This window comes from Streptomyces sp. NPDC104096, assembly GCF_055584385.1.
In genome coordinates, this window is record NZ_JBVJMD010000018.1 from 48,180 (window position 1) to 72,310 (window position 24,131).

Sequence of the window (24,131 nt, forward strand, 5' to 3'; positions counted from 1 at the left end):
AACAGCAGATCGGAGCCGGGGTGGATCACGGGTGGATCCCGCAGGCTCGCCCTTTCCACCCAGAGGTGGAGACGGCCCCGACGACAACGCGGGGCCGCCACCCCCGGCGGTGGGTCGGAGCCCGCGGATGCCGGAGCCCGCGCACGCCGGAACCCGCTCCGGTGGAGCGGGCAGGCTCCGGTGCCGGCGCCCCGGCTACGCGTCGATGCGCGACCGGTCCAGCGTCGCCGCCGAGCTCGAGATGAACTCCTTGCGGGGTGCCACGTCGTTGCCCATCAGCAGATCGAAGACCTGCTCGGCGGATTCCAGGTCGGAGAGGTTGATGCGGCGCAGGGTGCGGTGGCGCGGGTCCATGGTCGTCTCGGCCAGCTGGTCGGCGTCCATCTCGCCCAGACCCTTGTAGCGCTGGATGGAGTCCTTGTACCGGATGTTCTTGCTCTGGAACTCCATGAGCTTGTCGCGCAGCTCACGGTCCGAGTACGTGTAGACGTACTTGTCCTGGCCTCGCTTCGGCTGGGTCAGCTCGATCCGGTGCAGCGGGGGTACCGCGGCGAACACCCGGCCGGACTCGACCATGGGCCGCATGTAGCGGTGGAACAGGGTCAGCAACAGGGTGCGGATGTGGGAGCCGTCCACATCGGCGTCGGTCATCATGATGATCTTGCCGTAGCGAGCCGCCTCGATGTCGAAGGTCCGGCCGGATCCGGCTCCTATGACCTGGATGATCGCACCGCACTCGGCGTTCTTGAGCATGTCCGTCACGGACGACTTCTGCACGTTGAGGATCTTGCCGCGGATCGGCAGCAGCGCCTGGAACTCGGAGTTCCGGGCGAGCTTTGCGGTGCCGAGCGCGGAATCTCCCTCGACGATGAACAGCTCGCTGCGGTCGACGTCGTCGCTGCGGCAGTCGGCCAGCTTGGCGGGCAGGGAGGAGGACTCCAGGGCCGTCTTGCGGCGCTGCGCGTCCTTGTGCTGCCGCGCCGCGATGCGCGTCCGCGCGGCGGCGACGGCCTTCTCCATGACCACCCGGGCCTGGGCCGCGTCGTCACGCTTCGTGGAGGTCAGGAACGCCTTGAGCTCCTTGGAGATCACGGTGTTCACGATGCGGCGGGCCGCGGAGGTGCCGAGGACCTCCTTGGTCTGACCCTCGAACTGGGGTTCGGCGAGACGGACGGTGACGACGGCGGTCAGACCCTCCAGGGCGTCGTCCTTGACGATGTCGTCCTCGGCGACGCGCAGCAGCTTCTTGGCGCGCAGGACCTCGTTCATCGTCTTGGCGACGGCCTGCTCGAAGCCGGCGACGTGGGTGCCGCCCTTGGGGGTGGCGATGATGTTGACGAACGACCTGAGGGTCGTGTCGTAGCCGGTCCCCCAGCGCAGCGCGACGTCGACGCCGAGCTCCCGGGTGACCTCCGTCGGCGTCATCTGGCCGTGGTCGTCGAGGACCGGAACGGTCTCCTTGAAGATGCCCTGTCCGGTGAAGCGGAGGACGTCGCAGACGGCCTTGTCGGTGGCCAGGTACTCGCAGAACTCGCTGATGCCCCCGTCGAAACGGAAGGATTCCTCACCCTTGCTGCCGCCTTCTCCGAGGCCGTACTCGTCGCGGACGACGATGGTCAGGCCGGGCACCAGGAACGCGGTCTGGCGGGCGCGCTGGTGGAGGTTCTCCAGGGAGAGCTTGGCGTCCTTGAGGAAGATCTGCCGGTCCGCCCAGTACCGCACGCGCGTGCCGGTGCGGGTCTTGGCGATCCGCTTGGTCTTGCGCAGACCGCCCTGCTCGAACTTGGCGTCGGGACCGTCGGCGGCGAACCCGCCGGGGACACCGCGCCGGAAGCTGATCGCGTGGGTGTGTCCGTCGCGGTCCACCTCGACGTCGAGCCGTGCCGACAGGGCGTTCACCACGGAGGCGCCGACACCGTGCAGACCACCGGAGGCCGCGTACGAGCCGCCGCCGAACTTGCCGCCCGCGTGCAGCTTGGTCATGACGACCTCGACGCCGGACAGGCCGGTCTTGGGCTCGACGTCGACCGGGATGCCGCGGCCGTTGTCCCGCACCTCCACCGAGCCGTCGTCGTGCAGGATCACCTCGATGTGGTCGCAGAAGCCGCCGAGGGCCTCGTCCACGGAGTTGTCGATGATCTCCCACAGGCAGTGCATCAGACCACGACTGTCGGTGGACCCGATGTACATGCCCGGGCGCTTGCGTACGGCCTCGAGACCCTCCAGGACGAGCAGGTGCCGCGCGGTGTAATTGGAACCGTCCCGGTCTGCTCCTGCCAGCAGCGCTGTGGACGGCACGGACGTTTCGGCGGTCACGCGGTTCGCTCCTCGCTGAATTTCAAATGAGGCCCCTGTGGGTAAGGGCGCGGCTTGGGTTGCCGCCAAGAGGGTACCGAGGCCTGGTAGAGCCGTTGTAACGCCACCCTGCTTCCGAACTCACAGTAGTCCAGGGTCGCATACACGTTCGATCCCTCGATGGAGTGAAGTACATATCACGTTCCCTTCGACGCATGAACCATTTAGGCTCCGGGCACGTCCTCATGAACAAACCGGCAACCCGGCCGGGAGGACCTGACCATGACCGAACGCGCGAAACCGTAAGCCAAGAGACACGCAATACGGCACATTCGCCGCCAAACCGGCAGCAGCCTGCCACCTCGGAAGAATCTTTCGAGGAAAAGCCTCGAGCGGGAACGTTTTGGGGCTGGTTGGATGTTGACCCTGGTACGACAGCTCGTCGAGCTAGAGAAGAGGCGACGTGACTACTGTTCTGACCCCCGCGAGCCCACTGACGGCCGCTGATCGCTGCGACCGCTGCGGCGCCCAGGCATACCTGCGCGTCGTCCTGCTGAGCGGCGGAGAACTGCTCTTCTGCGCCCACCACGGCCGCAAGTTCGAGCCGGAACTCAAGAAGATCGCCGCTGAGATACAGGACGAGACGGAGCGGCTGACCTCCGTTCCCGAGTCCGCCTCCGCCGAAGAGCGCTGACGCTTCGGACCGACGACGAGCCAGCTCCGGCACAGGCCGGCGCACGGGCGGCCGCCCCTGAGCCCAGGGACGGCCGCCCGTCTCGTCATCACGACTCTCCGTACACCGGCGAAGACCCAGGACCTGCCGCCCGGCCACCGGTGCGCCGGCTGGGTCCCAGAGCCCGCAGCCCGGCTGCGGTGCACCAGCGAAGTCCCAGAGCCCGCCGGCCACCGGCCAGTGGCTGCCCGCGCGGGCCCATGCCGCCCGGCCGCGGCGCCTCTTGCCCGGGCAAGGCCCTGAGGACGTCACACGGCGTCGTGTGCACGCCCCGCCCGGCCGGCGCCGGTCCCGGCTCGCCCCAGCACGCGTACGGCCTCGGACACCCGTGTGTAGACACCGGGGCTTCCAGCCCGTCCGCAGCCGCTCCCCCACGACACGAGCCCGATCAGCTTCCCCCCGGCCACCAACGGGCCGCCGCTGTCCCCCTGACAGGCGTCCCGGCCCCCGGCGGTCTCCCCGGCGCACAGCATGCTGGCCGCGAGATAGGTTCCGTCGGCCCTGCCGCGCGGATAGGCCTTCTCGCACCGGGCATCCTCCAGCACGTGCATCTGCGCGGCCCGCAGACTGTGCACATAGTCGCCGGCCCCGGTGACATCACCCCATCCGTAGACCGTCGCCGCCGTCCCGGGTGCGTATACGGGATCGTTCTCGGCGGCCATCTTGATGACCGAGCTCGCGGGCAGCGGCTCCGCGAGGGTCAGCACGGCGAAGTCACCGGCGTTACTGACACTGTCGTAGTCCGGATTCACCCAGGTGTCACGTACGGCTATCTCCTGGCCCTGGGTCGAGAGCAGGTCGGTACGGTTCGCGATGACCTTGAGGTCGCCGGCACGACCCGATCCCGTCCCCAGCGCCTCGTCGCTCAGGCAGTGGGCGGCGGTGAGGACCTTGGCCGGACCGATCACCACTCCGCCGCAGAATTGGCCCGCTCGCGTACCTCCGAACCGGTCGACGCTCGACAGTGCCACCGTCCACGGGCTGGTGGACACATCGACGGGGAATCCGCCGACGACGATGTTGTCGGCGGACGCGGAAGCGGCGGACACCAGCGGTATCGCGGTCGCCGCGGCCGCCAGCACCAGCGGCCGGGTCAGGGCCCTGACAGAAAGACGCCTCATGCACGTTCCTCACTCTGGGGTGGTCGTGGGAGACCCAGAGTGATCCAACATGGCGCGGCGCGCATGCGCACACGGACGCCGAAGGCCCGGTCCTCCTCGGGAGAACCGGGCCTTCGGCTTCGTACGACTACGGTCTAGTCGAGGTAGTCGCGCAGCACCTGGGAACGCGACGGGTGACGCAGCTTGGACATCGTCTTGGACTCGATCTGCCGGATGCGCTCACGCGTGACGCCGTACACCTTGCCGATCTCGTCGAGGGTCTTCGGCTGACCGTCGGTGAGACCGAAACGCATGGAGACGACGCCCGCCTCGCGCTCGGACAGGGTGTCGAGGACAGAGTGCAGCTGCTCCTGCAGGAGGGTGAAGCTGACCGCGTCCGCGGGGACGACGGCCTCGGAGTCCTCGATGAGGTCGCCGAACTCGCTGTCGCCGTCCTCGCCCAGCGGGGTGTGCAGGGAGATGGGCTCGCGGCCGTACTTCTGGACCTCGATGACCTTCTCGGGGGTCATGTCGAGTTCCTTGGCCAGCTCCTCCGGGGTGGGCTCACGGCCCAGGTCCTGGAGCATCTGGCGCTGGACGCGCGCGAGCTTGTTGATGACCTCGACCATGTGCACCGGGATACGGATGGTGCGGGCCTGGTCGGCCATGGCGCGGGTGATCGCCTGACGGATCCACCAGGTGGCGTACGTGGAGAACTTGTAGCCCTTGGTGTAGTCGAACTTCTCGACCGCGCGGATCAGACCGAGGTTGCCCTCCTGGATGAGGTCCAGGAAGAGCATGCCGCGGCCGGTGTAGCGCTTGGCCAGGGAGACCACCAGACGGAGGTTGGCCTCCAGGAGGTGGTTCTTGGCGCGGCGGCCGTCCTCGGCGATGATCTCCAGCTCGCGCTTGAGCTTCGGCGCCAGCTTGTCGGCGTTGGCCAGCTTGTCCTCGGCGAACAGGCCCGCCTCGATGCGCTTGGCGAGCTCGACCTCCTGCTCGGCGTTGAGCAGCGGGACCTTGCCGATCTGCTTGAGGTAGTCCTTGACGGGGTCCGCGGTGGCACCGGCGGCCGCGACCTGCTGGGCGGGCGCGTCGTCCTCGTCCTCGTCGGAGAGCACGAAGCCGGCGCTCTCGGTGCCCTCGGGCTCCTCGGCGCCACCCTTGACCTCTTCGAGGGCCTCGTCCTCGACGAGGTCGGCGTCGTCCTTCTTGGCGCTGGTCTTCTTGGCCGCCGTCTTCTTGGCCACGGCGGTCGTCTTCTTCGCCGCGGTCTTCTTGGCGGCGGTGGTCTTCTTCGCTGCCGCCTTCTTGGCGGTCGCGGCTTCCTCGGCGGAATCGGCGGTGGGGTCGACCGGGGACGCAGGGGCGGCCGTGGTGGCGGTGGCCTTCCTGGTGGTCACCGTCTTCGCCGCAACCGTCTTGGTGGCGGTGCGCTTGGCCGGACTCTTCGCAGCGACGCTTTTTCGGGTGCGCTTGGGCTCCGCGGCACTGACCATCAGCGTCACACCCTCTTCCTCGAGGATCTGGTTGAGGCTGCGCAGTACGTTCTTCCACTGAGTGGCCGGAATCTGGTCAGCTTCGAAGGCCCGACGCACGTCATCGCCGGCGATCTGCCCCTCAGCCTTTCCCCGCTCAATGAGCGCCATGACAGAGACGGACTCGGCGATCTCCGGCGGGAGCGTACGGGATGTGCTGGCCGACACGAACAACCTCTCGGAACGTTGGAAAACGGCTTCCGGCCCCGTCCACGACGGACAGGAGCCGACCACCGGCCTGGGGATGGGCCGACGGCGCGGGCGGGGGCCGGGAGGATTCACAGCGCCGGAAACGGCGTCCGTATTCCCTCCGCGGCAGTCACCTCTTAGGTCATCGCGTTGTCTCCATGAGCGTTACGCCCAATCTGCGTGGCCCGAGTCACACCCCTTAAGCGCTCAAAAGCGGCCAGGCATGGACAATAAGTGTCACTGGGGTTACCACCAGGGGTCGACTCCGGCACGTCCTCCGTCCCGTCGCACCGCCGGACCCCGCAGGAACCGGGGCTCCTGCGGGGTCCGGCGGAGCACGGTACTCCGACCGGGTGATGTCACAGGAGGGGGGAGACATCTCCGGCCGGATCGCCCGTGGGGCACGGTCGCGGTCAGTGCTCGCGCGGCGCGGGCACCACACGGTCCACCTCAGGGTGGGTGGTGAGGAGCAGACGCATGGCCGACTCGGCCGCCGCGCCGTCGCCCTCGGCGAGGGCTTCGACGATCCTGCCGTGGTGGGCCAGGGACGCCTCGGCCGGCCGGTCGCAGCCCGTGACCGGACCACCGGAGACCTGGAGGGCGGCGGACACGATCCCGGAGAGGTGCTCCAGCATGCGGTTGCCCGCGACCTGGATGAGCAGCGAGTGGAACTCGGCGTCGGCCCTGGAGAAGGTGAGGGCGTCACCCTGCCCCATGGCGTGGCCCATGATCTCGACCATGTCCCCCAGCCGCTGCTGGACGTCCTCACGGCCGTGTCCGGCGGCGAGCCTGGCGGCGAGCGGCTCGATCGTCCAGCGCAGCTCGCTCAGCTCGCGGCGCTGGTCGTCCCGCTGCGGCCCGAAGGCCCGCCACTCGACGATGTCCGGGTCGAGGAGGTTCCAGTCACTGACGGGGCGCACGCGCGTGCCCACGTTCGGACGGGCGCTGACCAGGCCCTTGGCCTCCAGGACACGGAGCGACTCGCGGACGACCGTCCGGGAGACCTCGAAGCGCTGCCCGATCTCCTCGGGCACCAGCGGCCGGTCGGCACCCAGGTCACCGGAGACGATCATCTGACCCAGCTGCTGAACGAGTTGGCCGTGCAGTCCGCGCCCGCGGCTGCCCGCGGCCCGCCGGCCCACGCGGCCCAGCTCCGGCTCGGCTCCCTCCCATACGGTGGTTCCGACCCGTTCACCGGCGGAGGCCTCGGTGTAGGGATAGCGGTCGAGTTCGCCCGGGCCGACAAGGCCGGAGTCGGTGGAGCGGGCGACGGTCATCATGGTGTGCGCAAGGGTACTCACGGATCCTTTGTCGGCGTCGTCTCCAACTCCCTTGAGGTCTTTGGTGAAAAGCACACGAAAGGGTGATCGCTCACCCCGTCGCAATTGACGCCTTATCGGAAAGAAATGGGCGCACTCCGGGGAGTTGTGCGCAGGCCGGGATGGGAAGCGCACGATCGGTGATCATCGGGTCCTGCTGCGCAGGATCGTGAGCAGATAGGCGCAGAGCAGCGCGGTGAGCGACAACGTCATTGCGCCACCGACGGGTTGGGCGATCACTCGGGCCGCTCCCGCCAGATACCGCTCGCCCCCGAAGGGCCACTGCCACAGGAACACCTCGCGCAGCCGCACCGAGAGGCCGGCCGCTCTCCGTACAGACGCTCCCTGAAGGGCCTTCTGTACGAGTGGTACGACGACGACGGGCACCGCGACCACCGCGGCAAGTCCTGCGGAGGTGGACCGGAAGACACCCGCCGCCAGTACGCCGGCCCAGGCGCAGCCGACCACGAGCCCGGCCCAGGCGAAGGTCAGCGAGAACCAGTCGGCGGGAACCTGGGCGAGCTCTCGTCCGTATACGACATAGAGCGCTTCCGCGTCGCAGCCCACCGTGAGGAAGGCCAGCAGCAGCGCGGTGGCCGCGGAGACGAGGAGCTTGGCGGCGAGCAGTCCGAGCCGCCTGGGCACGGTGCCGCGATCCGCCGCGAGGGCGGGATGGCGGAACTCGTCCCCGAAGGCGAGCGCACCGAGCAGTCCGGCGCCCAGCGCCGCGGGCGGCAGCGGGAGTTCCCGCGGCCAGGCCGCCAGCAGTCGGGGTTGGGAGGTGTGGCCGACGCGGGCCAGGACCACGGCGGTGAGGGCCGAGGCGACGAGCACGGCGGCGGCCGTGAAGAACCCGGTGCCGATGCCGACGGCACGCCGGAACTCGTAGCGAAGGGGGCGAAGGGGACTGGGGGCGGGGCGGACGGAGATCGGGGGCGGGAGTTCGGAGAGCGAGTCCAGCGCGCCCGGCCGGGCGGTCCGGTGGGTGCGCGCCGCGGTACGCGGACCTGGTGTGCGCGGGAGATGGGCACCCGGACGCTCCGAGACACCCGTGCCGCCGGCCGTGGAGGGCTCGGCGGCCGTGGGTGACGTGCGAGAGGCGTGAGGTTCGGCAGTCCCCGACACGGATGCCCCGACAGGGGCCGGCCCGGCTGAAGCAACCGTCTGCGCCTCTGCGGAGGCCGCCGCTTCGACAGCCGCCGACACCGCCGTTTCGGAAGCCTCCGACACTGTCGCTCCGGGCTCTGCCGTCAGCACCACGACGGCACGCACCTCCCCGGCGTCGAGGACTTCCCCGGCCTCGGACGTCCCTCGGGCCTTGGGCGTCTCATGGGCGCTGGTCGCCTCCCCGCCGCCCGGGACGGTCGCCGTACGGGGATGCAGCGACGTGGCCGGGGACGGAAGCGGTGCGTCGGTGCGCCGGGGTGGCGCGTCGGCGAGGGGGGCGGGCGCGTCGGTGAACGGAAGTGACGCGGCGGCCGTGGACTGCCGGACGTCGATGGGCGGTGGCCCGTCGACGGACGGGCACGACACGTCCACGGCCGGCTGCGGTACGTCGGCCGACTTCGGCTCGCCCACGGACGGACGCGGTACGTCGGCGGACGGACGCGGTACGTCGGCGGACGGCGACTCGTCCGCGGACGGATGCGGTGCGCCGGACGAGGGCGGCCGGTAGTCGGACGGATCCGGCACATCGACGGACGACAGGTCGTCGGCCGACGGATGCGGCACATCGACGGACAGCAGGTCCTCGTCGGACGAACGCGGCCGACCGGCGGGGTGGGCCGTGCCGGGTTCGAACGAGGGCTCCGTGGGAGTGGGAGGAGGACTGACGGCGAGGGGGGCGGTGTCGGAGGCGACGGGGAGCTTCCCGCTCCGGCGGGTCCTCGTCCCCGGCTCACCCGCGTCGGGCAGCTCGCCGCTCCACGGGCCGTTCGGGCCGGCCTCGGCTCCGGGCCCCATGTCGCCGGTCTCGTCGGCGAGTTTGTGTACGAGGATGCCGTGCCGGAACGCGGTCTCGCCGACGTCGGCGCAGGTACTGCCGTAGACGCAGAGGCGGTTGCCGCCGTCCTGCACGACCTCGACGGACCGCCGGGCGGCGCGGGCCTCCTTCGAGAGCACGGTCGCGAGCCGGGTGGCCTGCGGGCTGCGGACGACGACACGGGGGCGCAGCCGCGTGCGGGCGAAGTCCTCCGCCTCCTGGTCGGCGACGACCCGGCCCCGCTCCAGCGTGACGATCCGGTCGGCGGTGCGGGCGGCCTCCTTGGGGTCGGCGGTGGTGAGCAGGACCGTGCCGCCCTGGGCGGCGTGCGCGCGCAGCATTCCGTGCAGCCACCGGCCCTCGCGGGCGTTGAGGCCCGCCGTGGGAGTGTCGAGCACGAGGGTGTGCGGGTCGGGGAGCAGAGCACAGGCGAGACCGAGGCGTCGGTCCATGCCGCGCGAGAGGGTGCCGAGGCGCTCGTGGCGCAGACTGACGAGACCGACGACCTCGAGGACTTCGTCGGCTCTGCGGGCCGGGACGCCGGCGGCGGCGCACAGCATGCGGAGGTGGCCGCGGACCGTACGGGCCGGATGCCCCGGAACGTCTCCGAGCAGCACGCCCACCTCGTGCGACGGATGGGGGATGTGGTGCAGCGGGCGCCCTCTGAAGTGGGTGACACCACGGCCGTGTTGGAGTTCGAGCATGAGTTTCAGAGCCATGGTCTTGCCCGCGTCCGCTGCGCCGAGCAGCGTGGTCACGCGGCCCCCGCGCGCCTCGAAGGAGACGTCGTCGACCGCGGGCGGAAGGTCCTTGCGGTGGTTGCTGGTCAGTCCGAAGGCCTGGATCACCTGAAGCAAGATAGCGCGCTATATCCGATTTGCCAGGTATCGCGCGGCGTGCTGCGACAGCAGACGACCGGTTGGCCCGGTGGCTGTCGGTCATTGCGGGACGGCCCACCACAATGACGGCTTCCGACGGCCGGGTTCAGACCTCGGGGCGCAGCATCGGAGGGTTGAGCAGCGTGGCACCGCCGGCCCGGAACAGCTGGGCGGGGCGGCCGCCCTGCCGGGTGGTGGTACCGCCGGTGGGGACCAGGAAGCCGGGCGTGCCCGTCACCTTGCGGTGGAAGTTGCGCGGGTCGAGCGCCACGCCCCACACCGCCTCGTAGACCCTCCGCAGCTCGCCGACGGTGAACTCGGTGGGGCAGAACGCCGTGGCCAGCGACGAGTACTCGATCTTGGAGCGGGCGCGCTCCACGCCGTCGGAGAGGATCTGGGCGTGGTCGAAGGCGAGGGGCGCGACAGGTTCGCCGTCACGGCCGTAACCGCCCTGCTGCAACAGTTCCTCCACGGGTGCCCAGCGCGCGTTGCTGGCGTCGCCGCCGGCGCGGGGCGCCGGCAGATCCGGGGCGAGCGCGAGGTGGGCGACGCTGACCACACGCATCCGCGGGTCCCGCTTGGGGTCGCCGTAGGTGGCGAGCTGCTCGAGGTGGGCACCGTTGTCCTGGGCGGGGACGTCCGGGTCGTGGGCGCGCAGCCCCGTCTCCTCGGCGAGCTCACGCGCCGCGGCCTGTGAAAGATCCTCGTCGGCCCGCACGAAGCCGCCGGGAAGCGCCCAACGCCCCTGGAACGGCGATTCCCCCCTGCGTACCGCCAGCGCGCACAGGGCATGGCGGCGCACGGTCAGCACGACCAGGTCCACGGTGACGGCAAAGGGCGGGAAGGCTGACGGGTCGTAGGGCATGCCGTGATCATAGTCGTCTTCCTGACGATAAACACTCCCTTCTTCGGTCCCGTCGACGGCTGATCCACCCCGCTCGAATAGCACCTCACGGCGGTCTGCCCGCCCGGGCCGCCGAGGGACGGTGCGGTGCCCTGCGCGGTGGGGTGCGGCTTGGGGTCACATTCCCAGTTGGAGTCCGTCGGCCGCCTCCTCGACCATGGCGAGGCCGAGTCGGCCGACCCGCACCGAGAAGGGCGCGCCCGCGACGCGCAGGCCGGTCAGGCCGATCTCACCCAGGGGCGCGCCGCGCACGGGACGCAGCATGACGGTGCCGGCCGGGGCGTCGGGGCGGATCCCGGCGAGGGTGGTCAGCATCAGGACCCCGGCGGCTGCCGCGACGGCCGCCGGGCGGCAGGCCGCGGGGTGCGGTACGGGAGCGCTCCCGTCGGCGCGCTGCTCGCCCGCGTACATCTCCGGCAGCCGGTGGCCGAAGGCGTCGGCTGCCGCGAGGACTCCGCGCAGCAGTGAGGTCGCTTCTTCCTCGTGCCCCGCGACGGCGAGACCCGCGACGGCCACGGCTGTCTCCTGGACCCGCACGGCACCGCCGCGGTGACCGAGGGGGTTGTACCCCGCTTCATCGGCGCCGAGCCCGCGCAGTCCCCAGCCGGAGTCCATCGCCGGGCCGCCGAGCAGTCGGGCGAGCTGCTCCGTCCGTACCTTGTCCAGCAGACCGGGTGCCGGTTCGCCTCCGCCGAGCAGGCCGGTGTCGAGCAGGTGGACGGCGAAGGCGCCGAGGTGCGTCAGGAGGCGTCCGTCCGAGGCACGCGCGGCCGCGGGCCGACCGCCACCGGGGTGTTCGACCCAGAAGTCCTCCCGGAACGCGCCCCGCAGTGCTCTCGCCCACTGCCGCAGTCCGTCACCGCCGGGCCGTCCGCAGGCGTCCAGCAGATCGGCGCCGAGCAGTGCGGCACGGTGGGCGCGGGCCTGCGTCTCGCAGCGGGCGGGGCCGTCGGTCTGCGGGTCGTAGAGGTAGGTCCCGTCGCCCACCGCGGTCCGCAGCCAGGTCAGACAGCGTTCGGCCGCCGGCAGCAACTCCTCGGTCTCGCGCTCGGGGAGCCCCCAGCGGCGCGCCTCGGCGAGAAGCACCGGGAACAGCACGGTGGCCTCGGTGGATGTACAGGTCGGAGGCAGCCGTGGGCCCGCGTCCCGCAGCGGGCCCGGGATCGCGCCCGAGCCCGGGAGCTGGGTGCGGGCGAGGACGCGCAGCGTGCTCGCGGCCAGCCGGGTGCCGAGCGGCAGGATCATCCGGGCCGCGGTGAGCGCCTCGGCCGGCGCCAGGCCGCAGCGCCAGGGCACCCCGGCCGCGAGGTAGGTGTCGGCAGGGTGCGCAGGGTCCCGCAGCAACAGTGCCTGGAGGTCCTCGACACTCACCCGCATCAGGGCCTGGGCGCCCGGATGCTCGCCAGTCGCCCGCGCGGCGGCGAGCGGAGTCGTCGCTGTCCGGCCCACCGCGCGGACGGGTCCGGCGCCGTCCGATCGCACGCGCAGTTCCAGGGTCGTCCTGCCTCCGGGAGGCAGTTCGATGTCCCAGCGCAGCAGTCCCGCCGAGGCCAGCGCGTCGGCCGGCGGCGGATCGGCGGTGACCGCCGACGTGCCGAGGGCGCAGGACCAGCGCAGGCCGCCGTCATGGACGCTGGCGGGCAGCTCGGGCCCCGCGGTCCCGGACGCGATGGCGCCCAGGTCGGCCAGGTCGGTGCCCAGGGCCACCTCGACCGGGAAACGCAGGGGGCGTGGCGAGGTGCTGCGCAGCGTGATCCGCTCCGTGCCGTCCGCATGACGGATCCGCTCGACGACGATGTCCGGATCGGGGCCGGCGCCGGGCGAGGAGCGCAGGGTCCCCAGGAAGCGGGCCTGGTCCGCCGTGGTCATCCGCGCCTGGACCGCCAGCGGTTCGCGCCCGGCCACGCGGACCTGGCAACGGGACAGCAGGCGTCGGCCCGCTCGGTAGTACCCATCCAGTCCCTCGCCGGTGAGCTGCGCCTGATCGGTGGAGATCGCGAGCCCGGGAAGAGCCACGCAGATCAGCGCGGTGTGGGTGGGGGGCAGATCGGTGGCACGGCGGGGAGTGGGGAGCGGGGCCGGCTGCGAAGCCCCTTCCGACGCGGAGGTGGCGGGGCGGCGCGCCTGGCCGGCGCGTGGGGACGGCGCCCACGCACGGTTCGCCGGCCGGGGCGGCTGCGTCCGGCCTGCGGGCGCAGGAGGTGAAGGAGGTGAGGCGGGTGATCCCTCTCCCGCGGGTCGGGCGGTGCGGTCCTGGCCCGCGGGCAGGCGGACCTGGTCAGGGCTCCCGGGGGCGGGGAGCGGCCCCTGGCCTTCGGGCTCGGATGCCTGGTCCTGGTTCACCGGTGCGTACGACAGCTCCTCCTGATGCGCGGGCCCGGGCGAATGCCCCGGGCTCTCGGATACCGGCGACTGTCCCGGGCCCGGGGGCGCGGGCGGCTGGTTGCGGCCTGTGCCGGAATCGTCCGCGTCCTGCGGATCCGCGCCGGGCGGGAAAGGTGGTGCGGGCCGCCCGGAGGCGAAGGGGGTATGGGCGGCGAAGGGCGGAGTGGGCTGGTGTCTGTGCATGCGGTGGCTTCTTCTGCGCTCTGTGCGCCCCTGGGCGTGGGCGGCGCCGGGCGGAGTGCTGGGGCGGTACGTGGGGTGTGGCGGCGCGCCCCGTCCACGCGTTCCGCCACTCAGGTGAACGGAGACTTGAACCCTCGGGTCACGGCCCTGCCGCGACAGCCCCACCGAATGGCGGCGCCACAGCTCCCCCCGCTTCGCCCCCGGCTCCGGCTCCGGCTCCGGCTTCGCCCCCGGCTCCGGCTCCGGCTCCGGCTCCGGCTCCGGCTCCGGCTCCGGCTCCGGCTCCGGCTCCGGCTCCGGGGCACGGTCCCGCGCCCCGTCCGCCGCCACTCGCGTGAGGGAGCGCGTCAGCGGCCGGGGGCCGTCGGCCCGACGGCTCAGGCCTCCGCCTCGGTCTCGCCTCGGCCAAGGCGCACGCCTCCCGCGCCACCCGCACTCCGACGCCGCCCGGTGGCCTTCCCCGTCCCGGCACCGGGCGGACGCGTGTGGCCCGGCGCAGTGGTGCCGGCGCGGTCCTCCGCCGTACCGGCCCGGCGGGCGCGACGTCGACGCCGGGACCCCTCCGCCTGAGCGGGGGCGGCCGCGGGGCTCGCGGCAGAACCCGGCAGCGGCGCGGCGTCGGCGTCGGCGATCGACTCGGTCATCCCGTCCGAGGCCCGGACGTCGGTCCCCGTAGGCCCCGCTTCGACTGCCTGTTCGGCCTGTTCGGCCTGCTCGAGCGCGGGACGGCCGCGGCGCTCGCGTTCCAGGCGCTCGGCGCGCAGGCAGCGGCGGACCGACTCCGGAGCGAGGCCCTCGTTGCAGGCCTGGTGCAGCAGCCGGGCGAAGAGGTACTCCGGGTCGGCCCCCAGAGCCATGGCCAGCGCTTCCCTGGCCTCCAGCTCGTCGCCCGTCGACCACGCGACCCAGCCGGCCAGGGTGAGCGGCGCGGCCGCGTGTTCGCCGTAGGACCCCACGCAGCGGCGGGCGAGTGCGCGCCAGAGCCGGAGAGCGGGGCCGGCCTCGTCGCCCTCCATCCATGCGGCGGCCCAGTCGCGGGTGGTGCGGTCCTGAAGTCCGAGGATGAGCACCGCGGCTTCGGTGTGTTCCAGCAGTTCGTCGTCCCGGCCGTCGGCCGGGAGCGTGCCGGAGACGGCGGGCGCCTCGGCGTAGCGCCGCATGACCTGCCGGGCCAGCGCCATGGTCTCGTCCGCCACCAGGGCACGGCTCGCGTCGTCCAGGATCCTGGGGACCAGTTTCCGGCCGGCGTCGTCCAGGGCCGCCTCCTGCTCGAGCGCTGCCGCCGTCTCCCAGGGCAGCAGCCTGGCCCGGAGTTCACGCAGGGTGCCGCGCACCTGGAGTCCGGCGTAGGTGGCCGCGGCGGCCAGTACGGAGGTCCCGGGCAGGCCCATGGCGATGCCTTCGGCCGGACAGCAGGCTTCGCCGGTACAGCAGTACGACCACAGCCGGCCGCCGGAGACGCACAGCGCTTCGACGACCGGTGCGTCGAGCAGACCGCACTCGAGACGGATGTGCTGGGCCAGGGGTCGCAGCCGCTCCATGACCTGTCGGCCCGATTCCTCCTTGCCCGGTTCCTGGCAGAGGTAGGCGACCATCTGCGCGGGCCGGTGACCCCTGCGCTCGCTGCCGGTCACCAGTCCGTGCACCAGCTGGCGGGCCGCCGAGGCCCAGTCGTCGGGGCCGGCCGGAATGCCGAGCCGGGCCCTGCCGCCGAACCGGCCCCGTCCGCCCTGGTCGTGCAGGGCGACCAGGACGATGCTGTCCTCCGGTCGGTACCCGAGCAGATAGGGCAGGGCGTCGGCCAGTTCGGCCGGGGTGCGCAGGGTGACGTGGTGCGTGTCGGCGGGAGCCGCGAAGGCGTGGTGCTGCTCCATGCCCGCGTGACGTGCCATGTCGCCGTTTTCGAACGATCCAGTCGTTTCGCCGTGATTCGTCATGGGCCGACGATCTCGCGGACTGCGAATTTCCGCTTGCCCCTGTGGACAACTCCGATCAGGGACACGTCATCCCGAAGGAAACCGGCCGAAACCCCGGCGGATCCCGGCGCAGCCGCCGCCTGTCAGTGCGGTCGTGTTGTATGGACCGCATGGAGCACACGAGCAACGCGGACCTCCGGGCGGCCGCCGACACGGTCCTCGCCCGCCTCGTCGGGGACCCCACCGGCGCGGCCCGGCTGCGCGAGGACCAGTGGCGGGCGATCGAGGCGCTCGTCGCCGAGAAGCGCCGGGCGCTGGTGGTGCAGCGCACGGGGTGGGGAAAGTCCGCGGTCTACTTCGTGGCGACCTCGCTGCTGCGGGCCCGGGGCAGCGGTCCCACGGTGATCGTCTCCCCGTTGCTCGCGCTGATGCGCAACCAGGTCGAAGCCGCGTCCCGGGCCGGCATCCACGCCCGGACCATCAACTCCGCGAACACGGAGGAGTGGGACACCGTCCAGGAGGAGATCGCCGCCGGCGCGGTGGACGTCCTGCTGGTCAGCCCGGAGCGGCTGAACAACCCGGACTTCCGCGACCAGGTGCTGCCGAAGCTGGCGGCCGCCACCGGACTCCTCGTCGTGGACGAGGCCCACTGCATCTCCGACTGGGGTCACGACTTCCGCCCCGACTACCGGCGCCTGCGGACCATGCTCACCGATCTCCCGACAGGCGTGCCGGTGCTCGCGACCACCGCCACCGCCAACGCGCGCGTGACCGCCGATGTGGCCGAACAACTCGGCACCGGGGGCACGTCGGACGCCCTGGTGCTGCGCGGCCCGCTGGACCGGGACAGCCTGAGCCTGGGGGTGCTGCCGCTGCCGGACGCCGCTCACCGGATGGCGTGGCTCGCCGACCACCTGGGCGAGTTGCCGGGGTCGGGGATCATCTACACGCTCACCGTGGCGGCCGCCGAGGAGGTCTCCGCCTTCCTGCGGCAGCGCGGGCACACCGTCGCCTCGTACACGGGAAAGACCGAGAACGCCGACCGGCAGCAGGCCGAGGACGATCTGCTCGACAACAAGGTCAAGGCGCTGGTCGCCACCTCCGCCCTCGGGATGGGATTCGACAAGCCCGACCTGGGCTTCGTGGTGCACCTGGGGTCGCCCTCCTCCCCCATCGCCTACTACCAGCAGGTCGGCCGTGCCGGTCGCGGTGTCGAGCATGCCGAGGTGCTCCTCCTTCCGGGGAGGGAGGACGAGGCGATCTGGGAGTACTTCGCCTCGCTCGCGTTCCCGCCGGAGGATCTGGTGCGCCGGACCATCGACGTGCTCGCCCACGCGGGCCGGCCGATGTCGCTGCCCGCTCTGGAGCCGTTGGTGGAACTGCGCCGCTCCCGGCTGGAGACGATGCTCAAGGTGCTCGACGTGGACGGGGCGGTCCGGCGGGTCAAGGGCGGCTGGGTCGCCACCGGGCAGCCGTGGACCTACGACACGGAGCGGTACGCCTGGGTGGCGCGGCAGCGAAAGGCCGAGCAGCAGGCGATGCGCGAGTACGCGCGGACGACGGGCTGCCGGATGGAGTTCCTCCAGCGGCAGCTCGACGACGAGGGCGCCAAGCCCTGCGGCCGGTGCGACAACTGCGCGGGCGCGCGCTTCGTCGCCGACACGTCCTCGGTCTCGGTGGAGGCCGCGCGAGGCGATCTGGGCCGGGCCGGCGTCGAGGTGGAGCCCCGTCGCATGTGGCCCACGGGGCTGCCGGCGATCGGTGTGGAGCTCAAGGGGCGGATTCCCGCCGCCGAACAGGCCGCTTCCGGGCGTGCGCTCGGGCGGTTGTCGGACATCGGCTGGGGAAACCGGCTGCGGCCGATGCTCACGCCCACGGCCCCCGACGGGCCGGTTCCGGACGATGTGGCGAAGGCCGTGGTGGGGGTGCTGGCCGACTGGGCGAAGGGTCCCGACGGCTGGGCCTCGGGCGCTGCGGACGCCCGGCAGCGCCCGGTGGGCGTGGTCACGGTCGCCTCTCGCACCCGACCGCGGCTGGTGCAGTCCCTGGGCGCCCGTATCGCGGAGGTCGGACGGCTGCCGCTGCTCGGAGGCATGGAGTACGCCGGGGACGCCGCCGCGGTCTTCCGCAGCAACAGCGCCCAGCGCCTCAAGGCGCTCGACGGAGCGCTGGCCGTGCCGCCCGCGCTCGCGGCCGCGCTCGCCGAGGCCCGCGGGCCGGTCCTGCTCGTGGACGACTTCACCGAGACCGGCTGGACGCTGGCGATGGCGGCCCGGATGCTGCGCCGGGCCGGCGCTCAGGAGGTGCTGCCGCTGGTGCTCGCCGTGCAGGGCTGACCGGACGCCGGACATGGGCGGGCGATCGAATTCGCCGCGCTCCGTTCCCTCACCAGCGCCGAACGAGACGTGTGGCGCCGTCCCACGTATCACCGGGTGAAACACGGGGTAGGGATATAAGTCACACACGGCCACATACAGGTCGGTGGCCCCATTTGCTCGTTGCCGCATCCAAGTTCGACAGCAAGAATTGAGGTCCGCTCCCCGCACGGCTCGTCCGTCCGTGACCAGGTAGGGCTTTGCTGCGGTGCGCGCTCCCCCGAATCCGACCCGCCCGCAGTGGGCGCGTAGCCGAAGGGAGGACCGTGACCTTCGGATTCGCTCCGTCCTCGGCAGCATCGTTGTCGACATCCACGTCCGCCGCTTCTGTCAGCCGCAAGCTCGAACCCGCGGAGTGGGCCGCCGCAGGGATTCCGTTGCTGCGCAGCCCACGAGAGGTCGTCAGCGGCCTCCATTCCCGGCACAGCCCTCGGCCGGCGATGGCGATCGTGGCGGTGCTCGACCAGGAGGAACGCGTACTGGCGAGTGCCTCCTTCGTCCGCCGGTCGGCTCCGGCCGACGGGTGGATGTTCCGTAACGCGCTGCTCGCCCAACTACGCCGGGTCATTCCGCACGACCTGCGGCGCCGCACCCCGGTACGCACCGCGGTGCTGCTCTACTGCCGTGAGGGCGACGCCCGCTGGACGGAGGAGGACGGCGCCTGGATGTGGGGTCTGCGCGACGCCTGCACACTGCACGGGCTGCGGTGCGGGGCGTACATCACGCTGACCGACGACGGCTGGCAGGTCTTCGGCGAGGGCCGTGGTGGCCGTCGTCCGCATGCCGACTCGGCGCCGGAGCCCTTCGCGCTGTCCGAGATGCCGCCACGCATCCCCCGTACCGGTGGCGCCGCTTCGGAGGTCCTGCTGCGGGCCGCCGCCCGCTGAGGACCGGCCGCCCGGCGGCACCGGTGGAGTTCCGGCCTCTGCGGTCCGGGTGCTTCGGCGGCAGCGGGGCCGTGCCTCGCCGTGCCTGCAAGACATCCGCTCGGCGAGCCGCACGGCTTCCTGCCAGGTGGTGCGCGACTTCCGTACGGAGCCTGGCTTCACCGTGCGAAGCGTGATCTTCGTACGGAGTACGGCTTCGTCGCGCCCTCGTGACATCACCGGCCGGCACGGCCGCCCGATCCGCACGGCGGACGGCGGTCAGCCGCACGCGCCGTTCGGACGGCGCGGTCGGCTGACCGCCGTGCGTCGAGGAGTCGTTCCGGCCATCGGTCCGGGCGGTGGAGCCCGACCTGCCGTGCGGCATCCGGGCGGCGTCCCCGGAGCGGGCCAGAGCCCGCCCAGAGCGCACGCCCACGGTCGTCCGGGCATGCCGAAGCGCCCACCGTGCCGATGCCACCGCAGTGGCATCTCCGTCGCTCCGGCGTCCGCCGGAACCGACGTGCTGGATTCAGGCGCCCGCGCCCGGCAGCTTGTCGATCTGCTGCGGGTCGCCGCAGACGATCAGCAGCACACCGGCCTTGGCCCGAGCGAGCGACAGCGCGGAGGCGGCAGCGTCGGCCGGGCCGCCGTTGACGGCCACGACGACCACGGGACGGGATCCCGCACGGCCCGCGATGGTGACGTCGGTGTAGAAGACGTCGTCTCGCGCGTCGTGCTGCGCCCAGTAGGAGGCTTCACCGAAGGACAGCTCGTGAGCGGCCCAGGGGTGCGGATCGCCGGTGGTGAGCACAAGAACGTCACCGGGAGCACGACCCGAGTCCAGGAGCAGATCCACGGCTTCCTCCGCGGCGTCGAGCGCGCCCCCGGCCGAAGCCGGGATCAGCTGGAGCTGCGGAGTCGCCGAGGCGGCGGGGACGGGAACAGCGGGGCCCGACGGTTCGGGCTTGGCCACGTCGCGCGAAGTGCGTTGCACCGGCGGCACGGGCCGAAGAGGTCCGGGACGACCGGGGCGTGATGGCGCCGCGGGACGTGGGCCGGGTACGGGGCGGGGGGTCGACGCAGTACGGCCGCTGGCCGGAGTCGCGCGGGGACCCTGGGCACTCTCGTGAATCTGAGGCTCCTCGGGAATGAGAGGCATGAGCTGTTGTCTATCAAACATTGGTGCGGCTCGCGTCAGCGGGTGACACATCGGCGCGAGCGGAATCGTCAGAAGTCGAAGCCGAGCTGGCCCTCGATCTCCGGAACGCCTCCAACCGCCCAGCTGCGGGCCTTCTTGAGATGCCGCCACTGGGGCAGCGCATCAAGATACGCCCACGACAACCGGTGGTACGGGGTGGGGCCCCGCTCCTCCAGTGCGGCCTTGTGGACGGGCGACGGATAGCCCGCGTTGTCCGCAAAACCGAAGTCTGCATGGTCGATGCCGAGTTCGGCCATCATTTTGTCGCGCTGCACCTTGGCGATCACCGAGGCCGCCGCGACGGCCACGCAGGACCTGTCGCCCTTGATGACCGTGCGCACCTGCCAGGGCGCGCCCAGGTAGTCGTGCTTCCCGTCGAGGATCACCGCGTCGGGCCGGACCGGCAGGGCGTCGAGGGCGCGCACCGCCGCGAGCCGCAGCGCCGCCGTCATCCCCAGGTCGTCGATCTCCTGCGGAGAGGAGTGACCCAGGGCGTACGACGTCACCCACGTCCGGAGTTCCAGGGCGAGTTCGTTGCGCCGCTTGACGGTGAGCAGCTTCGAGTCGGTGAGCCCCTGCGGGGGCCGGCGCAGTCCGGTGACCGCCGCGCAGACGGTGACGGGACCGGCCCACGCACCGCGCCCCACTTCGTCGACACCGGCAATGACCTTCGCTCCGGTCGTGGCGCGGAGGGAGCGCTCGACGGTGTGGGTAGGTGGTTCGTACGGCATGGCGCCCTTAGCCTACGCCGCCCCGATCCCCGCGCGACACCCCGGTTCGCCTGACGGTCTCGGCACCTCGTCGGAGCACCCTCAGACACCGGCGGGACGCAGCAGCGGCATCATCAGCTGGTCGATCATCTCCTCGATCTCCCGATCGCTCCATTCGCTCACGCACATCTTCGATCGGTACATCATCATGGCCGGGATGGCGTCGAGGACGTAGCTGCTGACCGCGTCGGATCGGACCTCGTTCCGCCCGATACCACGCTCGATGATCTCGCGCAGGAGCCTTATGGTCGGCTCCACGACCCCTTCGACGATCACCTGATGGAAGCGTTCGGCTTGCGCCTGGTCGCATTCGTGAATCACCGAGCGCAGGGCGAGGCCGGGGCGCGAGAACATCGCCGCGCGTGCCTGCGAGCAGAGCGTGATCAGGTCGGAGCGCACGCTGCCCAGATCGGGGGCCGCGTCCAGGCGCGGCAGTCCGGCCTGGAGCGCGTCCGCGACCAGATCCTCCTTCGACGGCCACCGCCGGTAGACCGCGGCCTTGCCCGTCTGGGCGCCGGCGGCGACTCCTTCCATCGTGAGGCCGTTCCAGCCGACCGTGCCGAGTTGCTCCAGCGCGGCGTCCAGGATCGCGCGTTCGAGTACGGCGCCGCGCCGACGGAGCGAGGCCGCCTGAGCGGGGGCGGCCGTCCAGCGCGAAGTAACCATCTGAGCGTCTCCAACGAGCAGGGGAAGCGGGTGTTCCGGGGACAGGGGACGTGCCGTGCGGCGCCGTTGGGGGGACACGCCGAGCGGCAAAGCATTAAGTGAACGCTTGCGTTCACTATCGGGGACTCACTACCGTTGACGCGACAGTGAACGCGAGCGTTCACTAACGCTCTTGTGGGGGACCCATCGTGACAACCTCTCAGTTGACTCAGAACCAGAAGCCAGGAGCGGCTCGCCGGGAGGGGCATCCCGGCATAGCACTCACCGTCATCGCGGCCTGCCAACTCATGGTGGTACTCGACGCGACGATTGTGAACATCGCTCTCCCGCACATTCAAGACGCGCTCGAATTCAGCACGACCGATCTCACCTGGGTGGTCAGCGCCTACACCCTCACCTTCGGCGGGCTGCTGCTGCTCGGCGCGCGGGCAGGAGACATCCTGGGCCGCCGCCGGGTGTTCATGACCGGCATCCTGCTGTTCACCTTCGCCTCGCTCCTGGGCGGACTCGCCCAGGAGCCCTGGCAGTTGCTGGCGGCGCGCGCCCTGCAAGGCATGGGAGGCGCGATCGCGTCGCCCACCTCGCTGGCGCTCATCACCACCACGTTCCCGGAGGGCCCGGAACGCAACCGGGCCTTCGGTGTGTTCGCCGCGGTGTCCGCGGGCGGCGGAGCCATCGGCCTGCTCGCGGGAGGCATGCTCACCCAGTGGCTCGACTGGCGCTGGGTGCTCTTCGTCAACGTGCCGATCGGTGTGCTGATCGCCGTACTGGCCCCGCTCTACATCAACGAGTCCGAACGGCATCCCGGACGCTTCGACATCGCGGGCGCGCTGACCTCGACGGTAGGCATGGCGTCCTTGGTCTACGGCTTCATCCGAGCCGCCGAGGAAGGCTGGCGGGACGGTCTCGCCCGCGGTTCCTTCGGGGTCGCGGCAGTGCTGCTGGTGGCCTTCGTGTTCATCGAGAGGCGGGCACGGGAGCCGATCACCCCGCTGCGGATGTTCACCGACCGCAACCGCTCGGGCACGTACGTGATCATGCTGAGCCTGGCGGCGGCGATGTTCGGCATGTTCTTCTACATCGTGCTGTTCGTGCAGAACGTGCTCGGCTACAGCCCGATCAAGGCGGGTCTCGCCTTCCTGCCGGTGACGGCCGCGATCGCGGTGGGCGCCGGGCTGTCGCAACGCTTCCTGCCCGTGCTCGGCCCCAAGCCGTTCCTGCTCACCGGCTCCGCGCTCGTGGTGGTCGGGCTCGCCTGGCAGTCCCTCATCAGCCCCGACAGCTCCTACGCGGGCGGGGTGCTGGGGCCGATGCTGGTGTTCGGCTTCGGCATGGGGCTGAACTTCGTCACGGTGACGGTGACCGCGGTCTCCGGGGTCGCCCAGCACGAGGCGGGCGCCGCGTCCGGGCTGCTCAACGCGACGCAGCAGGTGGGCGGTTCGCTCGGTCTGTCCATTCTGACGACCGTGTTCGGCACGGCCAGCAAGAACGAGGCGGAGAAACAGCTGCCGAAGTTCCTCGCCGACGGTTCCGCGGAGCAGAAGGCGGAGTTCGCCAGGACGCACCAACTGCCCGCGCCCTGGGGGCACGAGGTACTCGCCCAGGGCATCTCCACCGCGTTCGTCCCGGCCGCCGCCATGGCCCTGCTCGCCCTGGTGACGGCCTGGCTGGTGATCCGGGTCCGCCGGAGCGATCTGGAGGCGCTCGCGGGAACGGCGGGCCCCACGGCCGGCTGATCCGGCCGGTCCCTCGACGCACCAGGGGTGACCGGGCCGCACCCGGCGGACCGACGGCAGGGCCGCCGGCGGTCCGGTCCCCCGCATCACGTCCGCGGCGGTCGAGAACCGCCCGTGCACTCCGTACGTCACGGCCGCGCGACCGTCAGGAAGCGTCCCGACCTCACGAAGACGTCGGCACGGCCCAGTCCGGCAGGGCCTCCGTCCGTTCCAGCCAGCCGGCCGGCGGTGCCCCCGCCTTGCCCGCGGCCAGCACCCCGCCCACGATGGCGCAGGTCGTGTCCACGTCACCGCCGACCTGTGCGGTCGTCCAGAACGCCTGTTCGTAGTCACCCAGCGCGCGTGCCGCCGACCAGAGGGCGAAGGGCACCGTGTCATGGGCGGTCGTACGCCGTCCGCAGCCCAGCACGGCCGCGACCGTGCCCGCGTCCCCGTAGTCCAGCATGCTCCGGGCGCGCCGCAGCCCCGCGCCGACGGCGCTCTTCGGGATCAGCGCGACGACCCCGTCCAACAGCTCCTCGGCGCTGGGCGGCCCGCCCGGGGCGCCCGCCAGCGCGGCGGCCGCGGCGACGGCCATGGCGCCGACGACGGCCTCACGGTGCTGATGCGTCGGATAGGCGGAGATCTCCGCCTGGTGGGTCGCCTGCTCGGGATCGTCCGCGTAGTAGGCGCCCAGGGGGGCGATCCGCATCGCGGCGCCGTTGCCCCACGAGCCCTGTCCGTTGAAGAGCGCCGCGGCCAGCTCGCGCCAGTCGCCGCCTTCCCGGACGAGGCGCAGCAGGCGGTTGACCGCCGGGCCGTACCCGCGGTCGAAGTCGTGGCGCTCGGCGAAGGACCGGGCCAGGGCGTCCTGGTCGATGCGGTGGTGGGTGGCCAGGACGGCGACCACGGAGCACGCCATCTCGGTGTCGTCGGTCCACTGCCAGGAGCCGGACGGCAGCTCTCGCCGCGTGAGCAGGGGATAGTTCGCGGGCACGAAGAACTGCGAGCCCAGCGCGTCCCCCACCGCCAGTCCGCGCAGGCTCGCCAGGGCGCGGTCCAGGCGCCCGTCGCGTGAGGAATCAGAGGTCATCGCTCTCCCACTCTATCCGGTGATCCC

At 71.7% G+C, this 24,131-nt stretch carries 16 protein-coding genes; 4 read left to right on the forward strand and 12 right to left on the reverse strand.

Features of this window, described 5'->3' with window-relative positions:
• Positions 1–195: 195 nt before the first annotated feature.
• Entirely contained in the window at positions 196–2,316 is a 2,121-nt protein-coding gene (locus tag ACZ60B_RS20020) for a DNA gyrase/topoisomerase IV subunit B (RefSeq protein ID WP_469388689.1), read from the reverse strand.
• Between the two features lie 442 nt (positions 2,317–2,758).
• Here ACZ60B_RS20020 and ACZ60B_RS20025 point away from each other — a divergent pair, with 442 nt between their 5' ends.
• Positions 2,759–2,989, forward strand: a complete 231-nt coding sequence (locus tag ACZ60B_RS20025; protein WP_351607431.1) for a DUF7455 domain-containing protein — start codon at positions 2,759–2,761, stop codon at positions 2,987–2,989.
• Between the two features lie 287 nt (positions 2,990–3,276).
• Here the strand turns inward: ACZ60B_RS20025 and ACZ60B_RS20030 are convergent, their stop codons facing one another.
• The 7 genes from ACZ60B_RS20030 to ACZ60B_RS20060 all read right to left on the reverse strand — a co-directional run bounded on the left by ACZ60B_RS20030 (position 3,277) and on the right by ACZ60B_RS20060 (position 15,397).
• The gene (locus ACZ60B_RS20030) at positions 3,277–4,149 is read right to left on the reverse strand and encodes a S1 family peptidase (protein WP_469388690.1); all 873 of its coding nucleotides are present in this window, start codon (positions 4,147–4,149) and stop codon (positions 3,277–3,279) included.
• A 134-nt stretch (positions 4,150–4,283) separates the two neighbouring features.
• Positions 4,284–5,834, reverse strand: a complete 1,551-nt coding sequence (locus ACZ60B_RS20035; protein ID WP_469388692.1) for an RNA polymerase sigma factor — start codon at positions 5,832–5,834, stop codon at positions 4,284–4,286.
• A 434-nt stretch (positions 5,835–6,268) separates the two neighbouring features.
• Positions 6,269–7,156 carry a FadR/GntR family transcriptional regulator gene (locus ACZ60B_RS20040; RefSeq protein ID WP_469388694.1) on the reverse strand — a complete coding sequence of 296 codons (888 nt, stop codon included), beginning with the start codon at positions 7,154–7,156 and terminating at the stop codon, positions 6,269–6,271.
• Positions 7,157–7,318: 162 nt separating this feature from the next.
• The gene (locus ACZ60B_RS20045) at positions 7,319–10,003 is read right to left on the reverse strand and encodes an ABC transporter ATP-binding protein (RefSeq protein ID WP_469388696.1); all 2,685 of its coding nucleotides are present in this window, start codon (positions 10,001–10,003) and stop codon (positions 7,319–7,321) included.
• Between the two features lie 136 nt (positions 10,004–10,139).
• A complete protein-coding gene (locus tag ACZ60B_RS20050) occupies positions 10,140–10,898 on the reverse strand; it encodes an NUDIX hydrolase (protein WP_351614301.1) in 759 nt (252 codons plus the stop codon).
• Between the two features lie 156 nt (positions 10,899–11,054).
• Positions 11,055–12,953: a glycogen debranching N-terminal domain-containing protein gene (locus ACZ60B_RS20055; protein WP_469388698.1), complete on the reverse strand. Its 1,899-nt coding sequence runs from the start codon at positions 12,951–12,953 to the stop codon at positions 11,055–11,057.
• Positions 12,954–13,882: 929 nt separating this feature from the next.
• Positions 13,883–15,397 carry a DUF4192 domain-containing protein gene (locus ACZ60B_RS20060; protein ID WP_469388700.1) on the reverse strand — a complete coding sequence of 505 codons (1,515 nt, stop codon included), beginning with the start codon at positions 15,395–15,397 and terminating at the stop codon, positions 13,883–13,885.
• 194 nt (positions 15,398–15,591) lie between these two features.
• Between ACZ60B_RS20060 and ACZ60B_RS20065 the strand changes: the two genes are divergently transcribed.
• A complete protein-coding gene (locus ACZ60B_RS20065; protein WP_469388702.1) occupies positions 15,592–17,757 on the forward strand; it encodes a RecQ family ATP-dependent DNA helicase in 2,166 nt (721 codons plus the stop codon).
• 305 nt (positions 17,758–18,062) lie between these two features.
• Positions 18,063–18,683: a hypothetical protein gene (locus ACZ60B_RS20070; RefSeq protein ID WP_469388704.1), complete on the forward strand. Its 621-nt coding sequence runs from the start codon at positions 18,063–18,065 to the stop codon at positions 18,681–18,683.
• Between the two features lie 508 nt (positions 18,684–19,191).
• Here the strand turns inward: ACZ60B_RS20070 and ACZ60B_RS20075 are convergent.
• The 3 genes from ACZ60B_RS20075 to ACZ60B_RS20085 form a co-directional block, all read right to left on the reverse strand.
• Positions 19,192–19,821, reverse strand: a complete 630-nt coding sequence (locus ACZ60B_RS20075; protein WP_469388706.1) for a hypothetical protein — start codon at positions 19,819–19,821, stop codon at positions 19,192–19,194.
• A gap of 68 nt (positions 19,822–19,889) precedes the next feature.
• Positions 19,890–20,591, reverse strand: a complete 702-nt coding sequence (locus ACZ60B_RS20080) for a ribonuclease HII (RefSeq protein WP_469388707.1) — start codon at positions 20,589–20,591, stop codon at positions 19,890–19,892.
• A gap of 81 nt (positions 20,592–20,672) precedes the next feature.
• Complete coding sequence (locus ACZ60B_RS20085) at positions 20,673–21,296, reverse strand: TetR/AcrR family transcriptional regulator (protein WP_469388709.1); 624 nt, start codon at positions 21,294–21,296, stop codon at positions 20,673–20,675.
• 188 nt (positions 21,297–21,484) lie between these two features.
• On the opposite strand from ACZ60B_RS20085, the gene ACZ60B_RS20090 reads away from it, so the two are divergent.
• Complete coding sequence (locus ACZ60B_RS20090) at positions 21,485–23,032, forward strand: MFS transporter (RefSeq protein ID WP_469388711.1); 1,548 nt, start codon at positions 21,485–21,487, stop codon at positions 23,030–23,032.
• Between the two features lie 163 nt (positions 23,033–23,195).
• Here ACZ60B_RS20090 and ACZ60B_RS20095 read toward each other — a convergent pair whose 3' ends face one another.
• Entirely contained in the window at positions 23,196–24,104 is a 909-nt protein-coding gene (locus tag ACZ60B_RS20095) for an ADP-ribosylglycohydrolase family protein (protein ID WP_469388713.1), read from the reverse strand.
• Positions 24,105–24,131: the final 27 nt, after the last annotated feature.

What these genes read in the sequence shown, in the direction of transcription:
- ACZ60B_RS20030 (WP_469388690.1), bottom strand. Translation starts at nt 4,149, where the DNA reads ATGAGGCGTCTTTCTGTCAGGGCCCTGACCCGGCCGCTGGTGCTGGCG.
- ACZ60B_RS20050 (WP_351614301.1), bottom strand. Translation starts at nt 10,898, where the DNA reads ATGCCCTACGACCCGTCAGCCTTCCCGCCCTTTGCCGTCACCGTGGAC.
- ACZ60B_RS20060 (WP_469388700.1), bottom strand. Translation starts at nt 15,397, where the DNA reads ATGGCACGTCACGCGGGCATGGAGCAGCACCACGCCTTCGCGGCTCCC.
- ACZ60B_RS20065 (WP_469388702.1), top strand. Translation starts at nt 15,592, where the DNA reads ATGGAGCACACGAGCAACGCGGACCTCCGGGCGGCCGCCGACACGGTC.
- ACZ60B_RS20075 (WP_469388706.1), bottom strand. Translation starts at nt 19,821, where the DNA reads ATGCCTCTCATTCCCGAGGAGCCTCAGATTCACGAGAGTGCCCAGGGT.
- ACZ60B_RS20080 (WP_469388707.1), bottom strand. Translation starts at nt 20,591, where the DNA reads ATGCCGTACGAACCACCTACCCACACCGTCGAGCGCTCCCTCCGCGCC.
- ACZ60B_RS20085 (WP_469388709.1), bottom strand. Translation starts at nt 21,296, where the DNA reads ATGGTTACTTCGCGCTGGACGGCCGCCCCCGCTCAGGCGGCCTCGCTC.
- ACZ60B_RS20095 (WP_469388713.1), bottom strand. Translation starts at nt 24,104, where the DNA reads ATGACCTCTGATTCCTCACGCGACGGGCGCCTGGACCGCGCCCTGGCG.